This is a genomic window from Intrasporangium sp., assembly GCF_039812505.1.
Classification (GTDB): domain Bacteria; phylum Actinomycetota; class Actinomycetes; order Actinomycetales; family Dermatophilaceae; genus Intrasporangium_A.
Map to the genome: position 1 here is coordinate 1 of NZ_JBDIAQ010000067.1, position 18,442 is coordinate 18,442.

General features: G+C 72.4%; 16 protein-coding genes. 9 read left to right on the forward strand and 7 right to left on the reverse strand.

What is annotated here, in order from left to right; translation table 11 throughout:
• Positions 1–1,952 (forward strand): DUF222 domain-containing protein (locus tag WMI84_RS10300; RefSeq protein WP_347352821.1); only part of this gene is annotated, 1,952 nt, incomplete at its 5' end.
• Between the two features lie 212 nt (positions 1,953–2,164).
• On the opposite strand, the gene WMI84_RS10305 is transcribed toward WMI84_RS10300, so the two are convergent.
• Positions 2,165–2,401: a hypothetical protein gene (locus WMI84_RS10305; RefSeq protein ID WP_347352822.1), complete on the reverse strand. Its 237-nt coding sequence runs from the start codon at positions 2,399–2,401 to the stop codon at positions 2,165–2,167.
• A 4-nt stretch (positions 2,402–2,405) separates the two neighbouring features.
• On the opposite strand from WMI84_RS10305, the gene WMI84_RS10310 reads away from it, so the two are divergent.
• Positions 2,406–3,497 carry a P1 family peptidase gene (locus WMI84_RS10310; RefSeq protein ID WP_347352824.1) on the forward strand — a complete coding sequence of 364 codons (1,092 nt, stop codon included), beginning with the start codon at positions 2,406–2,408 and terminating at the stop codon, positions 3,495–3,497.
• A gap of 30 nt (positions 3,498–3,527) precedes the next feature.
• Here the strand turns inward: WMI84_RS10310 and WMI84_RS10315 are convergent, their stop codons facing one another.
• The 6 genes from WMI84_RS10315 to WMI84_RS10340 form a co-directional block, all read right to left on the reverse strand.
• Positions 3,528–4,316 (reverse strand): SDR family oxidoreductase, encoded by a 789-nt coding sequence (locus tag WMI84_RS10315; protein WP_347352826.1) that lies wholly within the window; start codon positions 4,314–4,316, stop codon positions 3,528–3,530.
• On the reverse strand, positions 4,313–5,839 hold the full coding sequence (locus WMI84_RS10320) for an aldehyde dehydrogenase family protein (RefSeq protein WP_347352827.1): 1,527 nt from the start codon (positions 5,837–5,839) through the stop codon (positions 4,313–4,315). The genes WMI84_RS10315 and WMI84_RS10320 overlap by 4 nt, the downstream gene beginning before the upstream one ends.
• 112 nt (positions 5,840–5,951) lie before the next feature.
• The gene (locus WMI84_RS10325) at positions 5,952–6,800 is read right to left on the reverse strand and encodes a hypothetical protein (protein WP_347352829.1); all 849 of its coding nucleotides are present in this window, start codon (positions 6,798–6,800) and stop codon (positions 5,952–5,954) included.
• Entirely contained in the window at positions 6,797–7,069 is a 273-nt protein-coding gene (locus tag WMI84_RS10330; RefSeq protein ID WP_347352831.1) for a hypothetical protein, read from the reverse strand. The genes WMI84_RS10325 and WMI84_RS10330 overlap by 4 nt, the downstream gene beginning before the upstream one ends.
• Positions 7,070–7,190: 121 nt before the next feature.
• The gene (locus WMI84_RS10335) at positions 7,191–8,606 is read right to left on the reverse strand and encodes a wax ester/triacylglycerol synthase family O-acyltransferase (RefSeq protein WP_347352833.1); all 1,416 of its coding nucleotides are present in this window, start codon (positions 8,604–8,606) and stop codon (positions 7,191–7,193) included.
• A gap of 18 nt (positions 8,607–8,624) precedes the next feature.
• Positions 8,625–10,295, reverse strand: a complete 1,671-nt coding sequence (locus WMI84_RS10340; RefSeq protein ID WP_347352835.1) for an AMP-binding protein — start codon at positions 10,293–10,295, stop codon at positions 8,625–8,627.
• 439 nt (positions 10,296–10,734) lie between these two features.
• Here WMI84_RS10340 and WMI84_RS10345 point away from each other — a divergent pair, with 439 nt between their 5' ends.
• The 7 genes from WMI84_RS10345 (at position 10,735) to WMI84_RS10375 (ending at position 18,442) form a co-directional block, all read left to right on the forward strand.
• Complete coding sequence (locus tag WMI84_RS10345; RefSeq protein ID WP_347352836.1) at positions 10,735–12,252, forward strand: ABC transporter substrate-binding protein; 1,518 nt, start codon at positions 10,735–10,737, stop codon at positions 12,250–12,252.
• Between the two features lie 27 nt (positions 12,253–12,279).
• On the forward strand, positions 12,280–13,224 hold the full coding sequence (locus tag WMI84_RS10350; protein WP_347352846.1) for an ABC transporter permease: 945 nt from the start codon (positions 12,280–12,282) through the stop codon (positions 13,222–13,224).
• The gene (locus tag WMI84_RS10355; protein ID WP_347352838.1) at positions 13,224–14,147 is read left to right on the forward strand and encodes an ABC transporter permease; all 924 of its coding nucleotides are present in this window, start codon (positions 13,224–13,226) and stop codon (positions 14,145–14,147) included. The genes WMI84_RS10350 and WMI84_RS10355 overlap by 1 nt, the downstream gene beginning before the upstream one ends.
• On the forward strand, positions 14,144–15,097 hold the full coding sequence (locus tag WMI84_RS10360; RefSeq protein WP_347352840.1) for an ABC transporter ATP-binding protein: 954 nt from the start codon (positions 14,144–14,146) through the stop codon (positions 15,095–15,097). Before WMI84_RS10355 ends, WMI84_RS10360 begins: the two co-directional genes overlap by 4 nt.
• Positions 15,094–15,987 carry a dipeptide/oligopeptide/nickel ABC transporter ATP-binding protein gene (locus WMI84_RS10365; RefSeq protein WP_347352842.1) on the forward strand — a complete coding sequence of 298 codons (894 nt, stop codon included), beginning with the start codon at positions 15,094–15,096 and terminating at the stop codon, positions 15,985–15,987. Before WMI84_RS10360 ends, WMI84_RS10365 begins: the two co-directional genes overlap by 4 nt.
• A 191-nt stretch (positions 15,988–16,178) precedes the next feature.
• Positions 16,179–17,684, forward strand: a complete 1,506-nt coding sequence (locus WMI84_RS10370; RefSeq protein ID WP_347352844.1) for an amidase — start codon at positions 16,179–16,181, stop codon at positions 17,682–17,684.
• Positions 17,663–18,442: an FCD domain-containing protein gene (locus tag WMI84_RS10375; RefSeq protein ID WP_347352845.1), complete on the forward strand. Its 780-nt coding sequence runs from the start codon at positions 17,663–17,665 to the stop codon at positions 18,440–18,442. Before WMI84_RS10370 ends, WMI84_RS10375 begins: the two co-directional genes overlap by 22 nt.

Sequence of the window (18,442 nt, forward strand, 5' to 3'; positions counted from 1 at the left end):
ACGGCGAGGTGGACGCGGCGACCGGCACACCGGCCGCCCCGCTGGACGTGGACGCCCTGCACGCGCTGGTGGCCACCCTGGGCGCAACACGCGGCCACGGCCGCTCCGACGCCGAGCTGATCGATCAGCTCGACGCGCTCGAGAAGGTCAAGGCCGCCGCCGCGGCCGCGCAGGCCCGGCTGACCGCGCGGTTCGTGGCCGCCCAGGCCCGCGAGGCCGACCGGCTCGAGCAGCTCGCCCGGGACTGCTCGGACGCGGGCGACTTCGACGGGTGGGTCACCGCCCGGGACGCCGCCCGGGCCCGGCGGCTACCACCCGAGCAGACCAGCGCGGGCAACACGCCGGGCCGCCAGAGCGCCGAGGCAGCCGGTCGCGGCTCCTCGTCGCGGCGGCGGGCGGCGGCGGTCGCGTCGCGGACCGGCGTGTCCGCGCAGGTCGGGCTGGCCCGGCGGGAGTCACCCGCACGCGGGGCGCGGCTGGCCCGGGCGGCGGTGACGCTCGTGCAGGACCTGCCCCACACCCTTTCCGCGCTCGCGGCAGGGCACCTGTGCGAGCGGCGCGCCGAGCTGGTCGTCAAGGCCACCAGCCACCTCTCCCCGCAGCTGCGCGCGATCGTGGACACCGAGGTGATCCAGGCCAACACCCCCGCCCCGGGCGACCCGGCCGGCAGCGGACTGTCCGGGTGGGGCGACCGGGAGGTGCAACGGCGCGTGCGTGCCTGCGCTGACCGCCTGGACCCCGAAGCGGCCGTCGAACGGGCCCGACGCGCACGAGAGGACCGGCGGGTCTCGGTGCGCCCCGTGCCGGACTGCATGGCCCTGGTGGCCGCGCTGCTGCCGGTCGAGATGGCCGTGGCGGTCTACGCCGCGCTGGCGCAGGCCGCTGCGGCCGCCAAGGCCGCCGGCGACCCGCGCTCCCGCGGTCAGGTGATGGCCGACACGCTGCACCAGCGAGTCACCGGACAGGCCACCGCCGAGGATCTGGGCCTGCAAGTGCAGGTCGTGATCACCGACCGGGCCCTGTTCGACGGCGACGACACCCCGGCGCACGTGCCCGGCTACGGGCCCGTCCCGGCCGGCTGGGTCCGCGACCGGCTCACCACCGACCTGCCCGAGCACAGCAACCACCCGGCAACACCCGAGGGCGACGCACCCCAGCCACCGGACCGCCCGTCCCCGACAGACGCGCACCAGCCGCCCGGGACACACCAGCCCAGCGACACCAACCACCCACCCGGCAGCAGCAACCACCCTCCCGGGACGGGCCAGAGCGCGGCGCAGGACCGCACACACGGGGGCGGCGCACCAGGCGGGGCGGGCCGGGGCGGCACCCCGAAGCACACGACGCCGGGCCACGCTACGCGGGGCACCAGCGAAGCGGAGGCCCACCGAGCGCCGCAGCGTCCCCCCGGAGGCGGCCCACCAGACGGCGGAGCGCCCCGAGATGCGACCTCACGCGCGGCCAGGCACTGGCTGCGCCGGCTCTACACCCACCCGGGCACCGGCACCCTGGTCGCGATGGACTCCACCGCCCGGCTGTTCCCGGCCGGGCTGCGCCGCTTCCTGATCGCCCGCGACGGGGTGTGCCGCACCCCGTGGTGCGACGCGCCGATCCGGCACGCCGACCACATCCACCCGCACACCGACGGCGGACCAACCAGCCAGCTCAACGGGCAGGGCCTGTGCATCCGCTGCAACCTGACCAAGGACCTACCCGGCTGGCACACCCAGGTCACCGACCCCGGCCCCGCCGCCGGCAGCGACCAGCCGCACACCACACGCATCACCACCCCCACCGGGCACAGCTACACCTCCACCGCCCCACCCCTGCTCCCCGCCCACCACGAACACCCCGCCACCACCGGCACTACCACCGCGGTGATCATCGAGCTCCACCGGACGCGCTGGCACCACCAGCTCGAATACACCCCCGACCACCACCGCGCCGGCTGAACAGCATCCCCAGCCGACCCACGACCCGCGCAGCACACTGACCGCCACCGCCGCGACGGCCCGCCCCGCAACGCCTTTGCCCAACCAGCGCCAGGCCCGTCAACCAACCAGCGTCGGGACGCCGGTGATGCCCAGGATCGCGGCCAGCCGGACTAACCGCTATGGACGTGGACAATTCGGGCTGCGAGTATGCCGGAGCCACCCGGGACCACTCACTCGATCGGAGACATCATGCCCGACAGCAAGCCGACGCCGCCTCGCCCGCATCGCGGATCCGTTCGCACCGCGACGACCATCATCGGGATCGCCTGCAGCACAGTGTTGCTCACCAGCGCGATGCCCTCCACGGCGACCACCGCGACGATCCCGGCCGGGACGGCTGCGCCTTCGGTCAAGCCGGCCTCAGCCTCCCCCGCCATCGGGCAGCCCGGCCGGCTGAACGCGATCACCGACGTGCCCGGCGTCCAGGTCGGGCAGGTCCACCAGAGCAACGCCCCGTTCCTCACCGGGACCACGGTGGTCTACACCCCCAGGATGTCGGTCGCGAGCGTGGACCAGCGCGGTGGAGCCCCGGCCACCAAGGAGACCGACCTGCTCTCACCGGTCAACTCGAACCCGGGCGTCAACGCGATCCAGCTCGGTGGGTCGAGCATGTACGGCCTGTCGGCGACCGACGGGATCATCCGCTGGCTCGAGGACCGCGGCGAGGGCGTGGGTCTGGGCAGCACCGGCGTCGCGCCGATCGTGCCCGCGGCCGACATCTACGACCTGGGTCGCGGTGGCGACATCAAGGCTCGCACCACGGCGGAGTGGGGTTGGGTGGCCGCCTCGAGCGCGACCGGCGGCCCGGTCCGGCAGGGCTCCTACGGCGGGGGCACCGGTGCTCGCGCGGGCGGGCTCAAGGGCGGGGTGGGCACGGCCAGCGTCCACCTCGGCAACGACGTCTACGTCGGGGCGATCGTCATCGTCAACTCCGTCGGCTCCACCGTTGACCCGGGCAGCTGCGAGCTGCTCGGCACCCGGCTCGGCGTCGGCGACGAGTTCGCCGGGCTGCGCAAGCCGCTCGCATCGGAGTGCCGGTCCACGGGCGCCGCCGCTGCACCAGACGACCTGAACACCACCATCGCGGTCGTGGCCACCAACGCGAGCCTGGAGAAGGCGGCCGCCCAGCGGATGTCGGGCAACGCCCACGACGGGATGGCGCGGGCCATCCGGCCGGTGCACACCCTGTCCGACGGCGACACGGTGTTCGCCGTCGCGACCGGCTCGGGCACCCCTCTGCGGGTCAACAACCCGGCCGACGGCCGGCAGCTGAGCGCCATCTTCGAGGCGGGCGCCGACACCCTCTCGCGGGCGATCGCCAAGGCGATGCTCGCGGCGCAGACGGCCGGCGGGACGCGGTCGTACTGCGACACCTATCCCTCGGCGTGCGCCGCGTTCCCCCGGGCGGGGCAGTGGCGCAGCGAGGGCACCTCGACCGTGATGACCCGCCGGCTGTTCAACGACGCCCGCAGGCACCTGACGGTCGCCCGGCTGCCGCGCTGAGGACCGCGGCCCCGGTCGCGTCGGACCCGGTCAGGCCGGTGGGGTGAACCGCCCGTCCACCGCGGTCCATCCCCCGTCGACGAACAGCTGGCTGCCGGTCACGAAGGAGGAGGCGTCGGAGGCGAGGTAGACGACCGCACCGGCATACTCCTCGGCGTGCGACCAGCGACCGAGTGCGCTCTTGTCGGCGTAGGCCTGCGACCAGCCGTGATCCGCCCGGATCTGCGCGGTCAGCGGCGTGTCGACGACCCCGGGCGCGATCGCGTTGCAGCGCACCCCCATCGGGCCCAGCTCGGCGGCCGCCGTGCGCAGCAGCTGGACGAGCCCCGCCTTCGTGGCGGCGTAGACACCCTGTCCGGGCTCGACGGTGACCGAGCGGATCGAGCTGAAGCCGATGATGCTGCCGCGCCCGCGCCGGGCCATGCCGTCCCCGAAGGCGCGCACCAGGTCGAAGGAGGCGCGCAGGTTGAGCCGGACGACCCGGTCGAACTCCTCGCTCGTGTAGTCGAGCAGCCGCTTGCGCACGTTGGTCGCAGCCGTGAAGACGAGGACGTCGACCACGCCGAGGTCCACGGCGGCCCGCTCGACCGCCGCCGTGTCGGTGACGTCGAGCTCGTATGCCGCCATCCCGCCGCCCGCCGCCACCGTGGCCGCCGCGGTGGCGGCGTCGCGATCGGCGCAGACCACCTCGGCGCCGTGCGCGGCCAGGGCGAGTGCGCTCGCCCGTCCGATCCCGCTGCCGGCGCCCACGACGACGGCGCGCCGGCCGTCGAGGCGGAACAGCCGCTGGTAGTCGAAGGTCGACGCCGCCGCGGTCATCGCGCCTCCCCGCCGCTGGATGGTACCGGCGCGCCCCGACCCGGCTCCGACGGGCCGGGCCGGTGCCCGCCGGATGCCGGCCGGATGATCGCCATCCGGGTCACGGTCAGCTCGTCGATGGCGAACCGCGGGCCCTCCCGGCCGGCTCCCGAGTCCTTGACGCCGCCGTAGGGCATGACGTCGGAGCGGAACCCGGGCACCTCGTTGACGACCACTCCGCCCGCCTCGATGACGTCGACCGCCCGGAAGGCGGTCTCGAGCGAGGACGTGAAGACACTGGCGTGCAGGCCGTACCGGGAACGGTTGACCGCGTCGAAGGCGTCCTGCACGGTCGGCACGGACCGGACGGCGACCACGGGGCCGAAGATCTCCTCGTCCCAGGCGGACTGGCTGTCGGGCACGTCGAGCAGGACCGTGGGGCTCAGCACCCCGTCCTCGACCCCGCCGCCGTGTATGACGCTCGCCCCGGCCGCGACCGCCGACTCGATCCAGGCCAGGACGCGCTGCGTGGAGCGGGCGTCGATCAGGGCCGCGACCCGGGTCTCCGGTTTGCGTGGGTCGCCGACCACGACCCGGTCCATCCGTGCCGCGAGCGCGTCCAGGAACCGGTCCCGCACCTGCTGCACCACCACGACGCGCTGCACCGAGATGCAGGCCTGTCCGGAGGCGTAGTACCCGCCTCGCACGACGGCGTCGGCGGCCGCGTCGAGGTCCGCGTCGTCGGCCACCACCAGTGCGGAGTTGGAGCCCAGCTCGAGCAGCACCTTCGTCGGCGCGGCATCGCGGGCGATCGCGTGCCCGACCGCCGCCGACCCGGTGAACGAGACCGCGCCGACCCGGCGGTCGGTGGTCAGGGCCACCCCGACCTCGACCCCGCCCGTCACGAGCTGCACGAGGCCGGCGGGGGCGCCGACCTGCGTGAGCGCCGTGCGGACGACGTCCACCAGCCAGAGGGTCGCCAGCGGGGTCTGCGGCGCCGGCTTGACCACGACCGGGCAGCCGGCCGCGAGGGCGGGCGCCAGCTTGTGGGCGGCCAGCAGCAACGGGTAGTTGAACCCGGCGATCCCAACGACGATGCCGATCGGCTTGCGCACCCAGAACCCGATGAGGCCCTCACCACTGGGCAGCAGGTCGAGCGGCACCGTCTCACCGTGCAGCCGGGCCACCTCCTCGGCCGAGACGGCAAGCGTCAGCAGCGTCCGGTCGACCTCGACGCGACAGTCGACCAGCGGCTTGCCCGTCTCGAGGACGAGCAGCTGCTCGAGCTCGTCGCGCCGCTCGCCGAGCACCCGGTGGGTCTCGGCCAGCGCCGCCCGACGGGCGTGGGACGGCAGGGCGGCGGCCTGCGCCCGCAGGCCCACGGCATGCGTGATGGCCGCTTCGGCCAGCTGCGCGGTGCCCACCGGAGCAGAGCCGACCTGTTCCCCGTTGAACGGGAAGGTCACCGGGGCGTGGCGGGGCACGGGCACCCAGTCCGCGCCGATCGGCAGGCCCGGGGGATTCGTGGGGTCGTACGCGATCATGACTCTCTTCCGGGGTGGGTGGTGCCACGGCCTGGCGTCAGGGGTGGCCGGACAGGGGTTCTCGTGTCGGCGGCAGCCGGTCGCGTCGGCTCCGGGCAGACCCGCGAGCCGGTCATGGCGCCGGGTACAGGTGCCGCAACCGGGTCGGCGCGCGGAACGGCTGCCAGTGCGCGGGGTCACCGGCGAGGCGGTCCGCCACGACGTACACGGTGGCGGGGTTGTAGGGCATGCCGGTATGGCTCGAGTGCACCTCGACGCTCTCGTGGGCCTCGGTACCGGGATCCTCGACGCAGGCCCGCCAGGACACCACGCCGTCCGACCGGGAGTAGACCGCCGTCGTCGGCACGTGCTGGGGCAGCGCGTCCTGGCGGAAGATGTCGAACCGTTCCCGGCTCACGTGCAGGTGCGACAGCGACTGGAACACGCCCGCCAGCCGGCTCTGCCGGTGGTCGACGATCCGGAACGGGCTGCCGATCGTGACGACGCGCCCGACGTGGTCCGGAACCTGCCGGGCCAGCTCGCGTGCCAGGATGCCGCCCAGGCTGATGCCGACGAGCTGGACGCGGCCGTCGTGCCGTTCCGCGCGGGCGGCCTCGGACAGGGCGAGGACCCGGGCGACCAGGCCGTCGAGGATGTGCGCGGTCGGGCCCACGTTGACGCCCAGGCCCCAGCCGTGGGCGACGTGACCGAGCCCGCCCAGGATCCGCCGCAGCGGCTCGGTGGCCTCGTCGCCGGCCAGGAGCCCCGGCAGCACGAGCACCGGCTCGCCGGAACCGCGCGGCGGGTCGAGCAGCCGCTGCGAGACCACCAGGGAGAGCCATTCGACCCGGGCCCGGGCGGACTCGAGAGCGAACAGCGACAGCGGGGGCGGGGCGACCTCGTCGGACCCGGCTGCGCCGTCTCCGCCGCCCGGGGGCCGACTGCGCCCGGTGGTACCGCCCGGGGCGCCTGCCGGGGTCATTCTCCCTGCGATGGGGCGCCGGCGGTCACGAGCGCCCGCGCGTACTGGAACTGGGCGTCGGTCACGGTGTCGAGGTAGTCGAAGTGTGCCTTGACCCAGGCCGTGGGGCTCGGCTGTGGCACTTCGGCACCGCTCTGCCCAGCCACGCCCTCCCAGTACCTCGCGTTCTCCAGGGCCGCCTCGCGCATCTGCGTCAGCGCGGTGGCCTGTTGCCGGCGTGCCGACTCGAGCAGCTCCAGCTGGTTCCCCTGCGTCGTCGCGTCCGACATCCGTTCTCCTTCGTCGTTGTTCCGTGTTCGTCGTTGTGTGTTCGTCGTGCAGTGTTCGTCGTCGTGCCCCGACCAGGCCATCATCGGTCACCGCCGGGGCAGGGACGACCGGGGTGTCCACCTACCGGTCGGCGGGCTCGGTGGGAGGCGGGACGGGCTCGCCCCGCGCTGCGCTGCGGGCCCGCGCGCGCTGCAGCCCGGACAGCCCCTTGCGGACCCCCTCGGTGAACACCTCCAGGTCGGCGGTGGAGTCGTGGTCACCGGTGACCCCGAGCCGGACCACGCCGTTGTAGGAGAAGGCCGTCGTCGCGATCCGCACGGTGTTGGCCAAGGTGATGTACGGCCAGTTCTCCAGCATCAGCCGGCCCAGGGCGTACAGCGGGAACTGCGGGCCGGGGACGTTGGTCGTGGTGGTGTTGACGGGGCTGGTCACCTGGCTCGCGGCGCGGGCCCCGAGGGCGGCCAGGGCAGGTGACTGCAGTGCCGCGAACGACGCCAGGACGTCGCCGGCGAGCGCCTGGTTGGCTGCCTTGAGCGCATCCATCTGGGTGCGGATCCGCGAGTACCGGTCGAGCACCCCGGACACGCCCACGGGCAGCTCGGCGTACATCGCCGACACCCGGTTGCCGGCCTCGTCGTCGGCGTCGCGCACCGAGACCGGGACCATGCAGCGGACCGTCCGGCCGGTGACCTGCTCACCACGGGCCAGCAGCAGCTCGCGGAAACCGTTGGTGACCATGGCCAGGATGACGTCGTTGACCGTGCCACCGAGCCTCTTGCGCACCTTCGCGATGTCCGCCAGCGGAGCCTGCACCCAGCCCCACCTCCGGTACGGGCCGATCGGCCCGTTCAGCTCGGGGATGTCCAGCGGCTCGGCCAGGCTCGACTCGAGCGAGGTGAACGCCGCACCCACCTCGTCCCCGCGCTGCCGCAGGGAGGACATCAGGGCGGCATACCGGGTGGTGAGGTTCTCGCCGGTCTGCTGGCTGCTGGCCAGGGCGGCCTGGACCAGCTCCTGGTCGGTCGGCGCCGGTCCGGGCGCCCACGGCGGCGGCTCCGCGATGCTCGCCCCGGGGTCGGCGTCGAACAGGATCGTGGTCATGCCCGTGGTCGTGGCACCGTCGGCCATGCAGTGGTGCAGCTTGGACACGACGGCCCAGCGCCCCTTCTCGAGGCCGTCGATGACCCACATCTCCCACAGCGGTTTGCCGCGGTCGAGGGGCATCGCCATGAGCGTCGTGAAGAAGTGCCGCAGCTGGTCGTCCGACCCGGGTGCGGGCAGCGCGATGTGCCGGATGTGGAAGCCGAGGTTGAAGTGCTGGTCGTCGACCCAGACCGGGGTGCCGAGGTCGCCGGGTACGAAGCGGACCCGCTGCCGGTACCGCGGGATCAGGTGCAGCTTGGCCGCGATCAGCGCGGTGTACTCCTCGGTCGTGGGCGGTGGCCCCTCGAAGATCCCCAGCCAAGCGTTGTGGTGCAGGTCCGTCTCGTTCTCGGCGTAGAGGAACGAGGCGTCTGCCAGGCTCATGCTGTCCATCGGCGCTCCTGGGCTCGGTCACGACCCCGCGAGCGCCGCCATGGCGGCGCTGCGGCTGGTGGCATAGTCGACCTTGCCCGCGGCGGTGCGCGGGATGCGGTCCAGCACGGCCATCCGGCGGGGCATCTTGTAGTCGGCCAGGTGCGACCGGACGTACTCGCCCAGGGCCGGCTGGTCGAGGGTGGCACCGGTACGCAGCACGACCGCCGCGACGACGACCTGGCCGAACCGCTCGTGCGGCAGCCCGACGACGGCGGCATCGAGGACCGCCGGGTGGGTCCGCACGACGTCCTCCACCTCCTGGGGGAAGACCTTCTCACCACCGGTGTTGATCACCGAGCTCCCTCGGCCGAGCAGCCGGATGCTCCCGTCCGGCTCGACCTCGCCGCTGTCGCCGGTCACGCAGTAGCGCCGCCCGGCGATGGTGACCCACGTCGAGGCGCTCTTCGACGAGTCGTTGTAGTAGCCGTCCGCGAGGTACCCGCTGATCAGCAGCGCACCCCGGTCACCGGGCAGGGGCGGCTGCAGCAGGGCGCCGTCCTCGTCCATGAGGTGGAGCCGCTCGCTGGCCTCGATGACACCGGACTCGGGTACCTGGCCAGGCCGCGAGTAGGTCTGCACCCCGCGCAGCGCCTCCGAGGAGCCGTAGTTGTCGCACAGCAGGACCCATGGAAGCCGGTCCAGGAAGCCCTGCCGGACCCGCTGCGACCAGACCGACCCGGCCGAGATGACCAGCTCGAGGTGGTGCAGGTTGTAGGCGGGACCGTTGGCGTCCAGCTCGGCCAGCAACGGGCGGGCGAACGCGTCGCCCACGATCACGACTGCGTTCACCCGGTGCTCGCTCAGGGTACGCAGCATGGCGGGGGCGGAGAACCGCGGCGCGCCGGTCGTCTCCACGGCCCAGCCCTCGTTCATCAGGGACAGGCCCGTGAACAGCCCGGTGGCGTGCATCAGCGGGCAGGCGACATACAGGCGCTTGCCGCCGCGCTCGAGCTGGTGGACGAGCCCGTCGAGATCGTCGACGGCAGGCTTGTGCTGGTAGAAGTTCGTCGCGCCGCCCAGGGCCGAGATCACCGTGTCCTGGCGCCAGAGCACCCCCTTGGGCAGTCCCGTCGTGCCGCCCGTGTACTGCAGGAGCGCGTCGTCGCCCCTGAGTACCGGCGCGTCGAGCAGGGCGGCTCCACTGGTCGCGACCTGCTCGTAGGACCGGGCCCACGGCGGTATGACGCTCTCGCCTCCGGCGCCCGGGGCGGGCGCCGTCCCGGGTGGGTCCGGCACGGCGATGAAGTGGGAGACCCGCGGCAGGTCGGGCCGGGCGCTGTCGACCACCGGGGCGAGCGAGGCGTGGAAGACCAGGGCCTCGGCGTCGCCGTTGGTCAGCACGTGCACGAGCTCGTCGTGGCCGTACCGGTAGTTGACGTTGAGCGGGGTCAGCGCGGCCTTGAAGCACCCGACATACGCCTCGATGTACTGCGGGCAGTTGCGCAGCAGCACGGCCACCTTGGCCTGTCGCGGCAGGCCGAGCGAGAGCAGGTGGGCAGCGACCGCGTCGCTGCGCCGGTCGAACTCGGCCCACGTGACGACCTGCTCACCCTGGACCTGGCAGGCCACCTCCGGGATCTCCCGGGCGATCGCGCGGTAGATCTCGGCGTAGTTCCAGGCGGTCCGGCCGGGTGGCGTGCTCGTCATGGCCGGCCCGCCTCACCGGCGTGCCGACGCCGGGCTCTCGCCCGGATCTCGCCGGTCGCGCGGCCGGCGGTGACTGGCACCATCGCTCGCAGCCCGTCCGGAACGGCGCTCACGGCTCACCTCCGTTGTCCCCACCGACGGTCGCGCTGCGCAGGCGGCCCATGGCGGATCGGCGAACGAGTCACAGGTCGATGACGCAGGGTTGACTCTGCCGTCACACTAATGACAGCCTTCCAAGCACGCAACTAGGAATGCTGGTCTGACCGGTCAACCACCACGAGGGCAACCGACTGACCGCGACCGTCGTGACGAGGCCGCGCGAGCCGGGTCCGAGCACCTGACCTCGTAGGATCGCCAACCACCGACCAGGTGGGCGAGGCGGTCGTCGCACGCCCCGCCGAGTCCGCACCTGCCGCACCCGCCCCGGAAGGATGAGGACATGTCCAGACTGAGGAAGCTGGCCGTCAGCGGCATCGCCGCCGGTCTCGCGATGCTCCTCGCCGCATGCAACGCCGGAGCCGGCACCAGTGCCTCGTCCGGCGGAGGCGGCGGACTGAGTACCAAGACCGCCTCCATCGCGTTCGCGCTCGAGCCGGAGAACCTCGACTTCACCCGCACCGACGGGGCGGCGATACCCCAGGTGCTGCTCACGAACGTCTACGAGGGGCTGGTGGAGCTCGACCAGGACGGCAAGGTCGTGCCGCTGCTGGCCGAGTCGTGGAAGGTCAGCGCCGACCGCAAGTCGTACACGTTCAAGCTCCGCCAGGGCGTGACGTTCAGCAACGGCGCCCCCTTCGACGCGAACACGGTCAAGTTCAGCATCGAACGAGTCAAGAAGGACTGGACGATCTCGCTGAAGAAGGCCATGGACGTGGTCGAGGGCGTGACGGTCGACTCCCCGACGCAGGTCACCGTCAGGCTCGCCCGGCCCAGCAACGACTGGCTGTTCAAGATGACCACCCGGATCGGGGTCATGATGAGCCCCGACGGGGTCGCCGACCTGGCCAACAAGCCCGTCGGGACCGGCCCGTACGTCGTCGGCAAGTGGGTCCGCGGCGACTCGATCACCCTCACCGCGCGGCCCGGCTACTGGGGTACCGCGCCGTACATGTCAACGGTCGTCTTCCGCTACTTCAAGGACCCGACCGCCTCGACCAACGCCCTGCTGAGCGGAGGCATCGACGCGATCGGCAACGTCGCGGCCCCGGACTCGCTGATCCGGTTCGAGAGCGACCCGACCTTCAAGATCATCGAGGGCACCTCGAACGGCGAGGTCACCCTGTCGATGAACAACAAGTCCAAGGCGTTCGGCGACAAGCGGGTCCGCCAGGCCGTCCGGTACGCCCTGAACCACAAGGCCATCCTCGACACCGCGTGGGCGGGGCGCGGGACCCTGATCGGGGGTCCGGTACCGCCCACCGACCCGTGGTACGAGGACCTGACCGGGCTGTTCCCGTACGACCCCCAGAAGGCCAAGGACCTGCTCGCCGAGGCGGGCGCCGCGAACCTGACCGTACGGCTCCGGCTGCCGAACGTGGCCTATGCCGTGGCCGCCGGCCAGGTGGTCAAGTCGCAGCTCGAGGACGTCGGCATCACCGCGGACATCGACGTGCTCGAGTTCCCGGCCCGGTGGCTGGACCTGGTCTTCAACAAGCACGACTACGACATGTCGATCATCAACCATGTCGAGGCGCGAGACATCGCCAACTACGCCAACCCCGACTACTACTTCGGCTACGACAACCCGAAGGTGCAGCGGCTGATCGCGGCCGCCGACGCGGGCACCCCGGCCCAGCAGGTACGCGACCTCCGGGCGGCGGCCCGCCAGATCTCCGAGGACGCCGCCGCCGACTGGCTGTTCCTGTTCCCCTACCTGGTCGTCGCGAGGGCCAACCTGAAGGGCCTTCCGAAGAACGGGATCTCCGAGTCGTTCGACGTCACCGGGCTGTCCCGGTAGCCAGATAGGCAGGATCACCGTATGGACATGCTCAAGTACGTCGGGACCCGGTTCGTGGTCTTCGTCGTCAGCATCGTCGTCGCCTCCATGGTCGTGTTCGGCTTCATGGCGGTGCTGCCCGGCGACCCGGCCGTGGTGGCCCTCGGGGTCAACGCCAGCCCCGAGGCCCTGGCCGCGCTGCGTGCCGAGTTCGGGACCAACCGGCCGCTGCTGGTCCAGTACCTGGACTGGGTCAGCGGGCTGCCGACCGGCGACTTCGGGATCTCGTACGTGACCCGCAACCCGATCGGCCCGATCGTGGCCGACCGGCTCGCGGTGACCGCCTGGCTGGTGCTCTGCGCCATGGCGGTCGCGGTGGTCACGGCGCTGCCGCTGGGCACCTGGTCGGCACTGCGCCACCGCAAGGCCAGCGGTCTGGCGATCTCCTTCGGCAGCCAGATCGGCATCGCGATCCCGGCGTTCGTCATGGGCATCGCGCTGATCTACTTCTTCGCGGTGTGGCTGCGGGTGCTGCCGTCCGGGGGCTGGGTGGTCCCGATCCAGGACCCCGGCGGGTTCGTCGAGCACCTCCTGCTGCCGGTCCTGTCGCTGGGGCTGGTGCAGGGCGCGATCCTTACCCGGTACGTCCGCTCGGCGACCCTCGACGTGATGCGGGAGGACTACATCCGCACCGCGCGCTCGAAGGGCCTGGACGGGTTCCGCATCGTGACCCGGCACATCCTGCGCAACTCCTCCATCCCCGTCGTGACGGTGCTCGGGCTGCAGCTGACCACGCTGCTGATCGGTGCCGTCGTCATCGAACGGGTCTTCGTCATCCCGGGGCTGGGCAGCCTGCTGCTCGACTCGGTGGCCAACCGCGACCTGCTCACGGTCCAGGGCGTGGTGATGATCCTGGTCCTCGCGGCGCTGATCATCAACTTCGTCGTCGACGTCCTGTACACCATCCTCGACCCCCGGCTCAGGAGCTCGTGATGACCGACATCGTCCCCCCGGCCGAGCCCTCGGCCGAACGTCCCGCCGAGCGCCCGTCCGCGCCGGTGGAGCGCATCGCGGACGCGCCCGTCCGGGCGCCACGCCGGCCGCTTGGGCCGCTGTTCGTCACCGGCGCCATCCTCGTGGGTGGGGTCATCGCCGCCGCCCTCGTCTCGTTCGTGTGGACCCCCTACGACCCCGTCAAGGTCGACGCGTCGGCCCGACTCCTCTGGCCGAACGCCGAGCACTGGTTCGGCACCGACAAGTTCGGCCGCGACATCTTCAGCCAGATCCTGGTCGGCGCCCGCACCACGCTGTACGTGGGCATCATCGCGGTCGGGCTGGCGTCGGTCATCGGCACCCCGTTGGGCATCTTCGCCGGCATGTCCAAGCGAAGCGGGCTCAACGAGGTCGTCATGCGCGGCAACGACCTGCTGCTCGCGTTCCCCGCCCTGCTGCTGGCGATCATGTTCGGAGCGGTCTTCGGGGCCAGCACCCTGACCGCGATGATCGCCATCGGGATCGCGACGATCCCGTCGTTCGCCCGGCTGGCTCGCAGCGGGACCCTGCAGGTCATGTCCACCGAGTACGTCCTGGCGGCCCGGATCGCCGGCCGCAAACCGGTCGCCATCGCCTGGCGCCACGTCCTGCCCAACATCTTCGGCCTGCTGATCGTGCAGGGCTCGGTGGCCTTCGCCATCGCCGTGCTGGCCGAGGCCGCACTGTCCTATCTCGGCTTCGGCACCGCACCGCCCACCCCGTCGTGGGGACGGATGCTGCAGGAGGCACAGGAGCAGCTGTTCACCCTGCCGATCATCCTGCTGTGGCCGGCGGTGGCGATCGCCATCGCAGTGCTCGGGTTCAACCTGCTCGGCGACGGGCTGCGGGACCGGTTCGACCCCCGTCTGGAGGACCGGCGATGACCGCCGTCACGAACGCCCCGGCGCAGCCGGCGACGGCAGGCACACCTGCCCTGCGGGTCGAGGGGCTCGACGTCGGCACGAGCTCCACCCGACTGGTGAAGAACATCTCGTTCACCATCCGCGCGGGCGAGCGGGTCGGCCTGATCGGGGAGTCCGGGTCCGGCAAGTCCCTGACCGTCACGTCCATCATGGGGCTGCTCGGCGACGGGCTCACGGCCACCGGGTCGATTCGCATGTCCGGTGTGGCGCACGACATCGTCGGTGCCACCCAGAAGCAGTTCGCCGCGATGCGTGGTCGGCAGGTCGCGATGGTCTTCCAGGAGCCGATGACCGCGCTCAACCCGACCATGCGGATCATCGACCAGGTGTCCGAGGGCATGCTCGTGCACCGCACCGTCTCGGGCAAGGCGCAGGCCCGCGAGGCCGCGCTCGCGCTGCTGCGCAAGGTCCAGCTGCCCGACCCGGAGCGCGCGGCCAAGGCCTACCCGCACCAGATGTCCGGCGGGCAACGCCAGCGGGTCGTCCTCGCGATCGCCCTGGCGAACGATCCGATGCTGCTGCTGTGTGACGAGCCGACGACCGCACTCGACGTCACCGTGCAGGCCCAGATGCTGCAGCTGATCCTGGCCGGGGTGCGCGACCGAGGGTCCGCGCTGCTGTTCATCACCCACGACCTCGCGGTGGTCGCGACCGTGTGCGAGCGGCTGCTGGTCATGTACGGCGGACGGATCGTGGAGGCCGGCCCGGTCAAGCGGGTCCTGTCGGCCCCCCGGCACCCCTACACCCGCGGCCTGCTGGAGGCCTCCGAGCTGGACGTCTCGGACGAGCACGGCCGGCTGCCCACCATGAGCGACCGGGTGCGGGCCCAGTCGGTCTACGCAACGGACCCGGAGTGGGTCGGCGACCCGGAGGACGGGTACGCCAAGGTGGTCCTGGGAGGCGAAGGATGAACGCAGAGGTTGGCCGCCAGACCCTGAGCGGTCCGGACGGCGACGCGCTGGTGGCCGTGCGGAACCTCACCCGGGTGTTCCGGCGCCCGAGGCAGTCGTTCCGCGGGCCCGTGCCGACGGTGACGGCCCTCAAGCAGGTCAGCTTCGACATCCGCCGCGGCGAGCGGTTCGGCATAGTCGGCGAGTCCGGATCGGGCAAGTCGACCCTCATCCGGATCATGTCCGGGCTCGACCAGCCCACGACCGGCTCGATCCGCTTCGACGGCAAGGAGATCGTCGGGCGCAAGGAGCGCGAGCTGCGGTTCCTGCGCGAGGAGCTCCAGTTCGTCTTCCAGGACCCGATGGGCTCGCTGAACCCCAGGATGCGGGTGCGCGACATCATCGCCGAGCCGCTGGTCGCCCGGGGCAAGCGGGACAACCGCGTGCGGGTCCTGGAGCTGCTCCGCGCCGTTGGGCTGCCGACCACGGCAGCCGACCGGTTCCCGCACCAGTTCTCGGGCGGCCAGCGACAGCGGATCTCGATCGCCCGCGCCCTCGCGCCGAGCCCGAAGGTCCTGGTCGCGGACGAGCCGGTGAGCGCGCTCGACGTGTCCGTGCAGGCCCAGATCCTCAACCTGCTGGCCGACCTGGTCGACGAGTACCACCTCACCCTCGTGTTCGTCTCCCACGACCTGGCCGTGGTGCGGCGGGTCTGTGACACGGTGGCGGTGCTGCACCACGGTGACCTGGTCGAGCACGGCCCGACCGAGCAGATCTACACCGCGCCCACGCAGGCCTACACCCGCCGGCTGATCGCGGCGGCCCCGACGATCAAGAAGGCCCTCAGCGGTGTCGACGCCACCGCGCTGGCCGAGGAGATGGCCCAGGTGGGCGGCGAACAGCCGGGCTGAGCGCCCGGCACATGCGGGGCCGCACCGCTGCGGGCCGCCGGCCAGAACCGTCGCCCGAGGCGAGTGCCACCGGCATCCGGCTGGCTACTGGTCCGGCCAGTGCGCTGTGCGACGTAGCGAGGTACCGTGTGGTGCACAGCGCCGGGACGACTTGCCCGCACACCTCGGAGCCCGGCTGAGAGATGGGGAGCATGACCCGCGAAGCGCGCCGTCCGACCGAGCCGAACGAACCGCCCCAGCCGAGCGCGCGGATCGACGCAGACGCGTCGCGAGATCGCCCGGCCCGTCTCGACGCGACCCAGCTGCGCACGGCATACGAGGCGAGCCGGCTGTCACCGGTCGAGGTCGTGCAGGACATCTGCGCGCTGATCGCCGAACGGGAGGCGGAGCTCAACGCGTTCTGGTCGCACGACCCGCGCCAGGCCCTGGCCGCGGCCCGGGCCAGCGAGCAGCGGTGGTCCACGGGCAGACCGCTCGGCCCGCTCGACGGCATCCCGGTCACCGTAAAGGAGAACCTCGCCCGAACGGGCATCCCCATGCCGTCCGGCACGGCCGGTGTCGTCCCGATCGTCCCGAGGCGGGACTGTCCGGTCGTCGCCCGGATCAACGAGGCCGGCGGGGTCATCCTCGGCTCGACCGTCATGCCCGACTGGGGCATGCTCTCCTCCGGGGTATCCAGCCTGCACGGCATCACCCGGTCACCCTGGGACCCGAGCCTGACGACCGGCGGGTCGAGCTCCGGGGCCGGAGCGGCGGCCGCCGGAGGATACGGCCCGCTGCACGTCGGCACCGACATCGGCGGCTCGATCCGCCTGCCCGGCACCTGGCTCGGGCTGACCACCCTCAAGCCCAGCTTCGGCCGGGTGCCCCTGTCCGCCCCGTACCTGGGCCGCGTGGCCGGGCCGATCGCGCGCAGTGCCCGCGACGCGGCGCTGCTGCTGGCGGTGATATCCAGGCCCGACCCACGCGACTGGACCAGCCTGCCGTCCCACGAGCTGGAGCTCGACGGGATCATCGCGGGCACGTCGCAGGAGTCGGTCAAGGGCCTTCGGGTCGGACTGCACCTCGACGCCGGAGCCGGTCTGCCGCTGGATCCCGAGGTGCGGGCGGCCGTGCAGGACGCGGCGGCGGTGTTCGAGCGGGCCGGCGCATGCGTCGAGCCGGTCGCGCCGTTCCTCACCGAGGCCATGCTGACCGACCTCGACCAGTTCTGGCGGGTCCGCTCGCTGGTGGACCTGGAGGCGCTGCCCGCCCAACGTCAGGAGCGGGTGCTGCCGTTCATCCGGCGTTGGGTCACCGCGGCCGCCGGGGTCGACGGCCGACGGGTGCTGCGCGACTACACGTCGATCATGTCGCTGCAGAAGGCCACGACCGCTGCGACCGAGCCGTTCGACGTCGTGCTGTCACCGGTGGCCCCGGTCGCCGCGTTCCCCGCAGAGCACCCGATGCCCTGGGGGGAAGCGGACCTGGGTATGGCCCACATCGGCTTCACCGTCCCCTACAGCATGTCGGGACAGCCGGCGGCGACGACCAACTGCGGCTTCACCGCCGACGGCCGCACGATCGGGCTGCAGGTCAGCGGCCGGCGCTTCGACGACGTGGGCGTGCTGCGAGCCGTCGACTGGTACGAGCACCATCGCCCCGACGAGTGCACCCCCGCCTGGCCGATCCCCCCGTGGCGGCAGGCCCGGACATGATCGCCGACCCGCCGCGCTTCGAGCAGGTCCAGCCGGTGCGGCTCTACGAGCGGATCGTCGAGCAGATCGAGGCAGCGGTCGCCCGCGGTGAGCTCCGGCCGGGTGAGCGCCTGCCGAGCGAACGTGAGCTCGTCGTGCAGTTCGGCACCAGCCGGGCGACCGTGCGCGAGGCCCTCCGGGTGCTCGAGAGCGCCGGTCTGGTGCGCTCCCGTCCGGGTGACCCGCGCGGGCCCGAGGTGCTGCAGATCGGTGTCGATTCGCTGCGTCGGCCGCTGGAGCGCCTCGCAGGAGCGGCGCGGCTCAGCCTCGCCCAGCTGGTCGTGTCGCGGATGATGCTCGACTCGACCGCCAACCAGCTGGCCGCCGGGCTGCGCACCGAGGAGCAGCTGGCCTGGATCGAGCAGGCGGTCGAGGTGATGCGCACCGCACTCGAGGAGGGACAGGACGCGTTCAGCAAGGCCGACATGACCTTCCACGAGGTGATCATGTCCATCGCCGGGAACCCCCTGATCCAGCTGGGCCACACCGCGGTACGCGACACCGTGCTCGCGCTCATCTCCGACACGATCTCCGACGCGGACGACAGCCGGGCGGTGATGCAGCGATCGCTGACCCACCACGAGGAGGTCCTGGACGCGATCCGGGCAGGTGACGGCGTGCGCGCGGCGCGCGCCTCACGGCGCAGCCTGTACGAGTACTACGCGGCGTCCGTCACGGCGGACGAGCGCGCCGCCCTGGAGGCGATGCTGCTCGGCTGA

What these genes read in the sequence shown, in the direction of transcription:
- WMI84_RS10340 (WP_347352835.1), bottom strand. Translation starts at nt 10,295, where the DNA reads ATGACGAGCACGCCACCCGGCCGGACCGCCTGGAACTACGCCGAGATC.
- WMI84_RS10360 (WP_347352840.1), top strand. Translation starts at nt 14,144, where the DNA reads ATGACCGCCGTCACGAACGCCCCGGCGCAGCCGGCGACGGCAGGCACA.
- WMI84_RS10345 (WP_347352836.1), top strand. Translation starts at nt 10,735, where the DNA reads ATGTCCAGACTGAGGAAGCTGGCCGTCAGCGGCATCGCCGCCGGTCTC.
- WMI84_RS10320 (WP_347352827.1), bottom strand. Translation starts at nt 5,839, where the DNA reads ATGATCGCGTACGACCCCACGAATCCCCCGGGCCTGCCGATCGGCGCG.
- WMI84_RS10355 (WP_347352838.1), top strand. Translation starts at nt 13,224, where the DNA reads ATGACCGACATCGTCCCCCCGGCCGAGCCCTCGGCCGAACGTCCCGCC.
- WMI84_RS10315 (WP_347352826.1), bottom strand. Translation starts at nt 4,316, where the DNA reads ATGACCGCGGCGGCGTCGACCTTCGACTACCAGCGGCTGTTCCGCCTC.
- WMI84_RS10350 (WP_347352846.1), top strand. Translation starts at nt 12,280, where the DNA reads ATGCTCAAGTACGTCGGGACCCGGTTCGTGGTCTTCGTCGTCAGCATC.
- WMI84_RS10370 (WP_347352844.1), top strand. Translation starts at nt 16,179, where the DNA reads ATGACCCGCGAAGCGCGCCGTCCGACCGAGCCGAACGAACCGCCCCAG.
- WMI84_RS10335 (WP_347352833.1), bottom strand. Translation starts at nt 8,606, where the DNA reads ATGGACAGCATGAGCCTGGCAGACGCCTCGTTCCTCTACGCCGAGAAC.
- WMI84_RS10325 (WP_347352829.1), bottom strand. Translation starts at nt 6,800, where the DNA reads ATGACCCCGGCAGGCGCCCCGGGCGGTACCACCGGGCGCAGTCGGCCC.
- WMI84_RS10365 (WP_347352842.1), top strand. Translation starts at nt 15,094, where the DNA reads ATGAACGCAGAGGTTGGCCGCCAGACCCTGAGCGGTCCGGACGGCGAC.
- WMI84_RS10330 (WP_347352831.1), bottom strand. Translation starts at nt 7,069, where the DNA reads ATGTCGGACGCGACGACGCAGGGGAACCAGCTGGAGCTGCTCGAGTCG.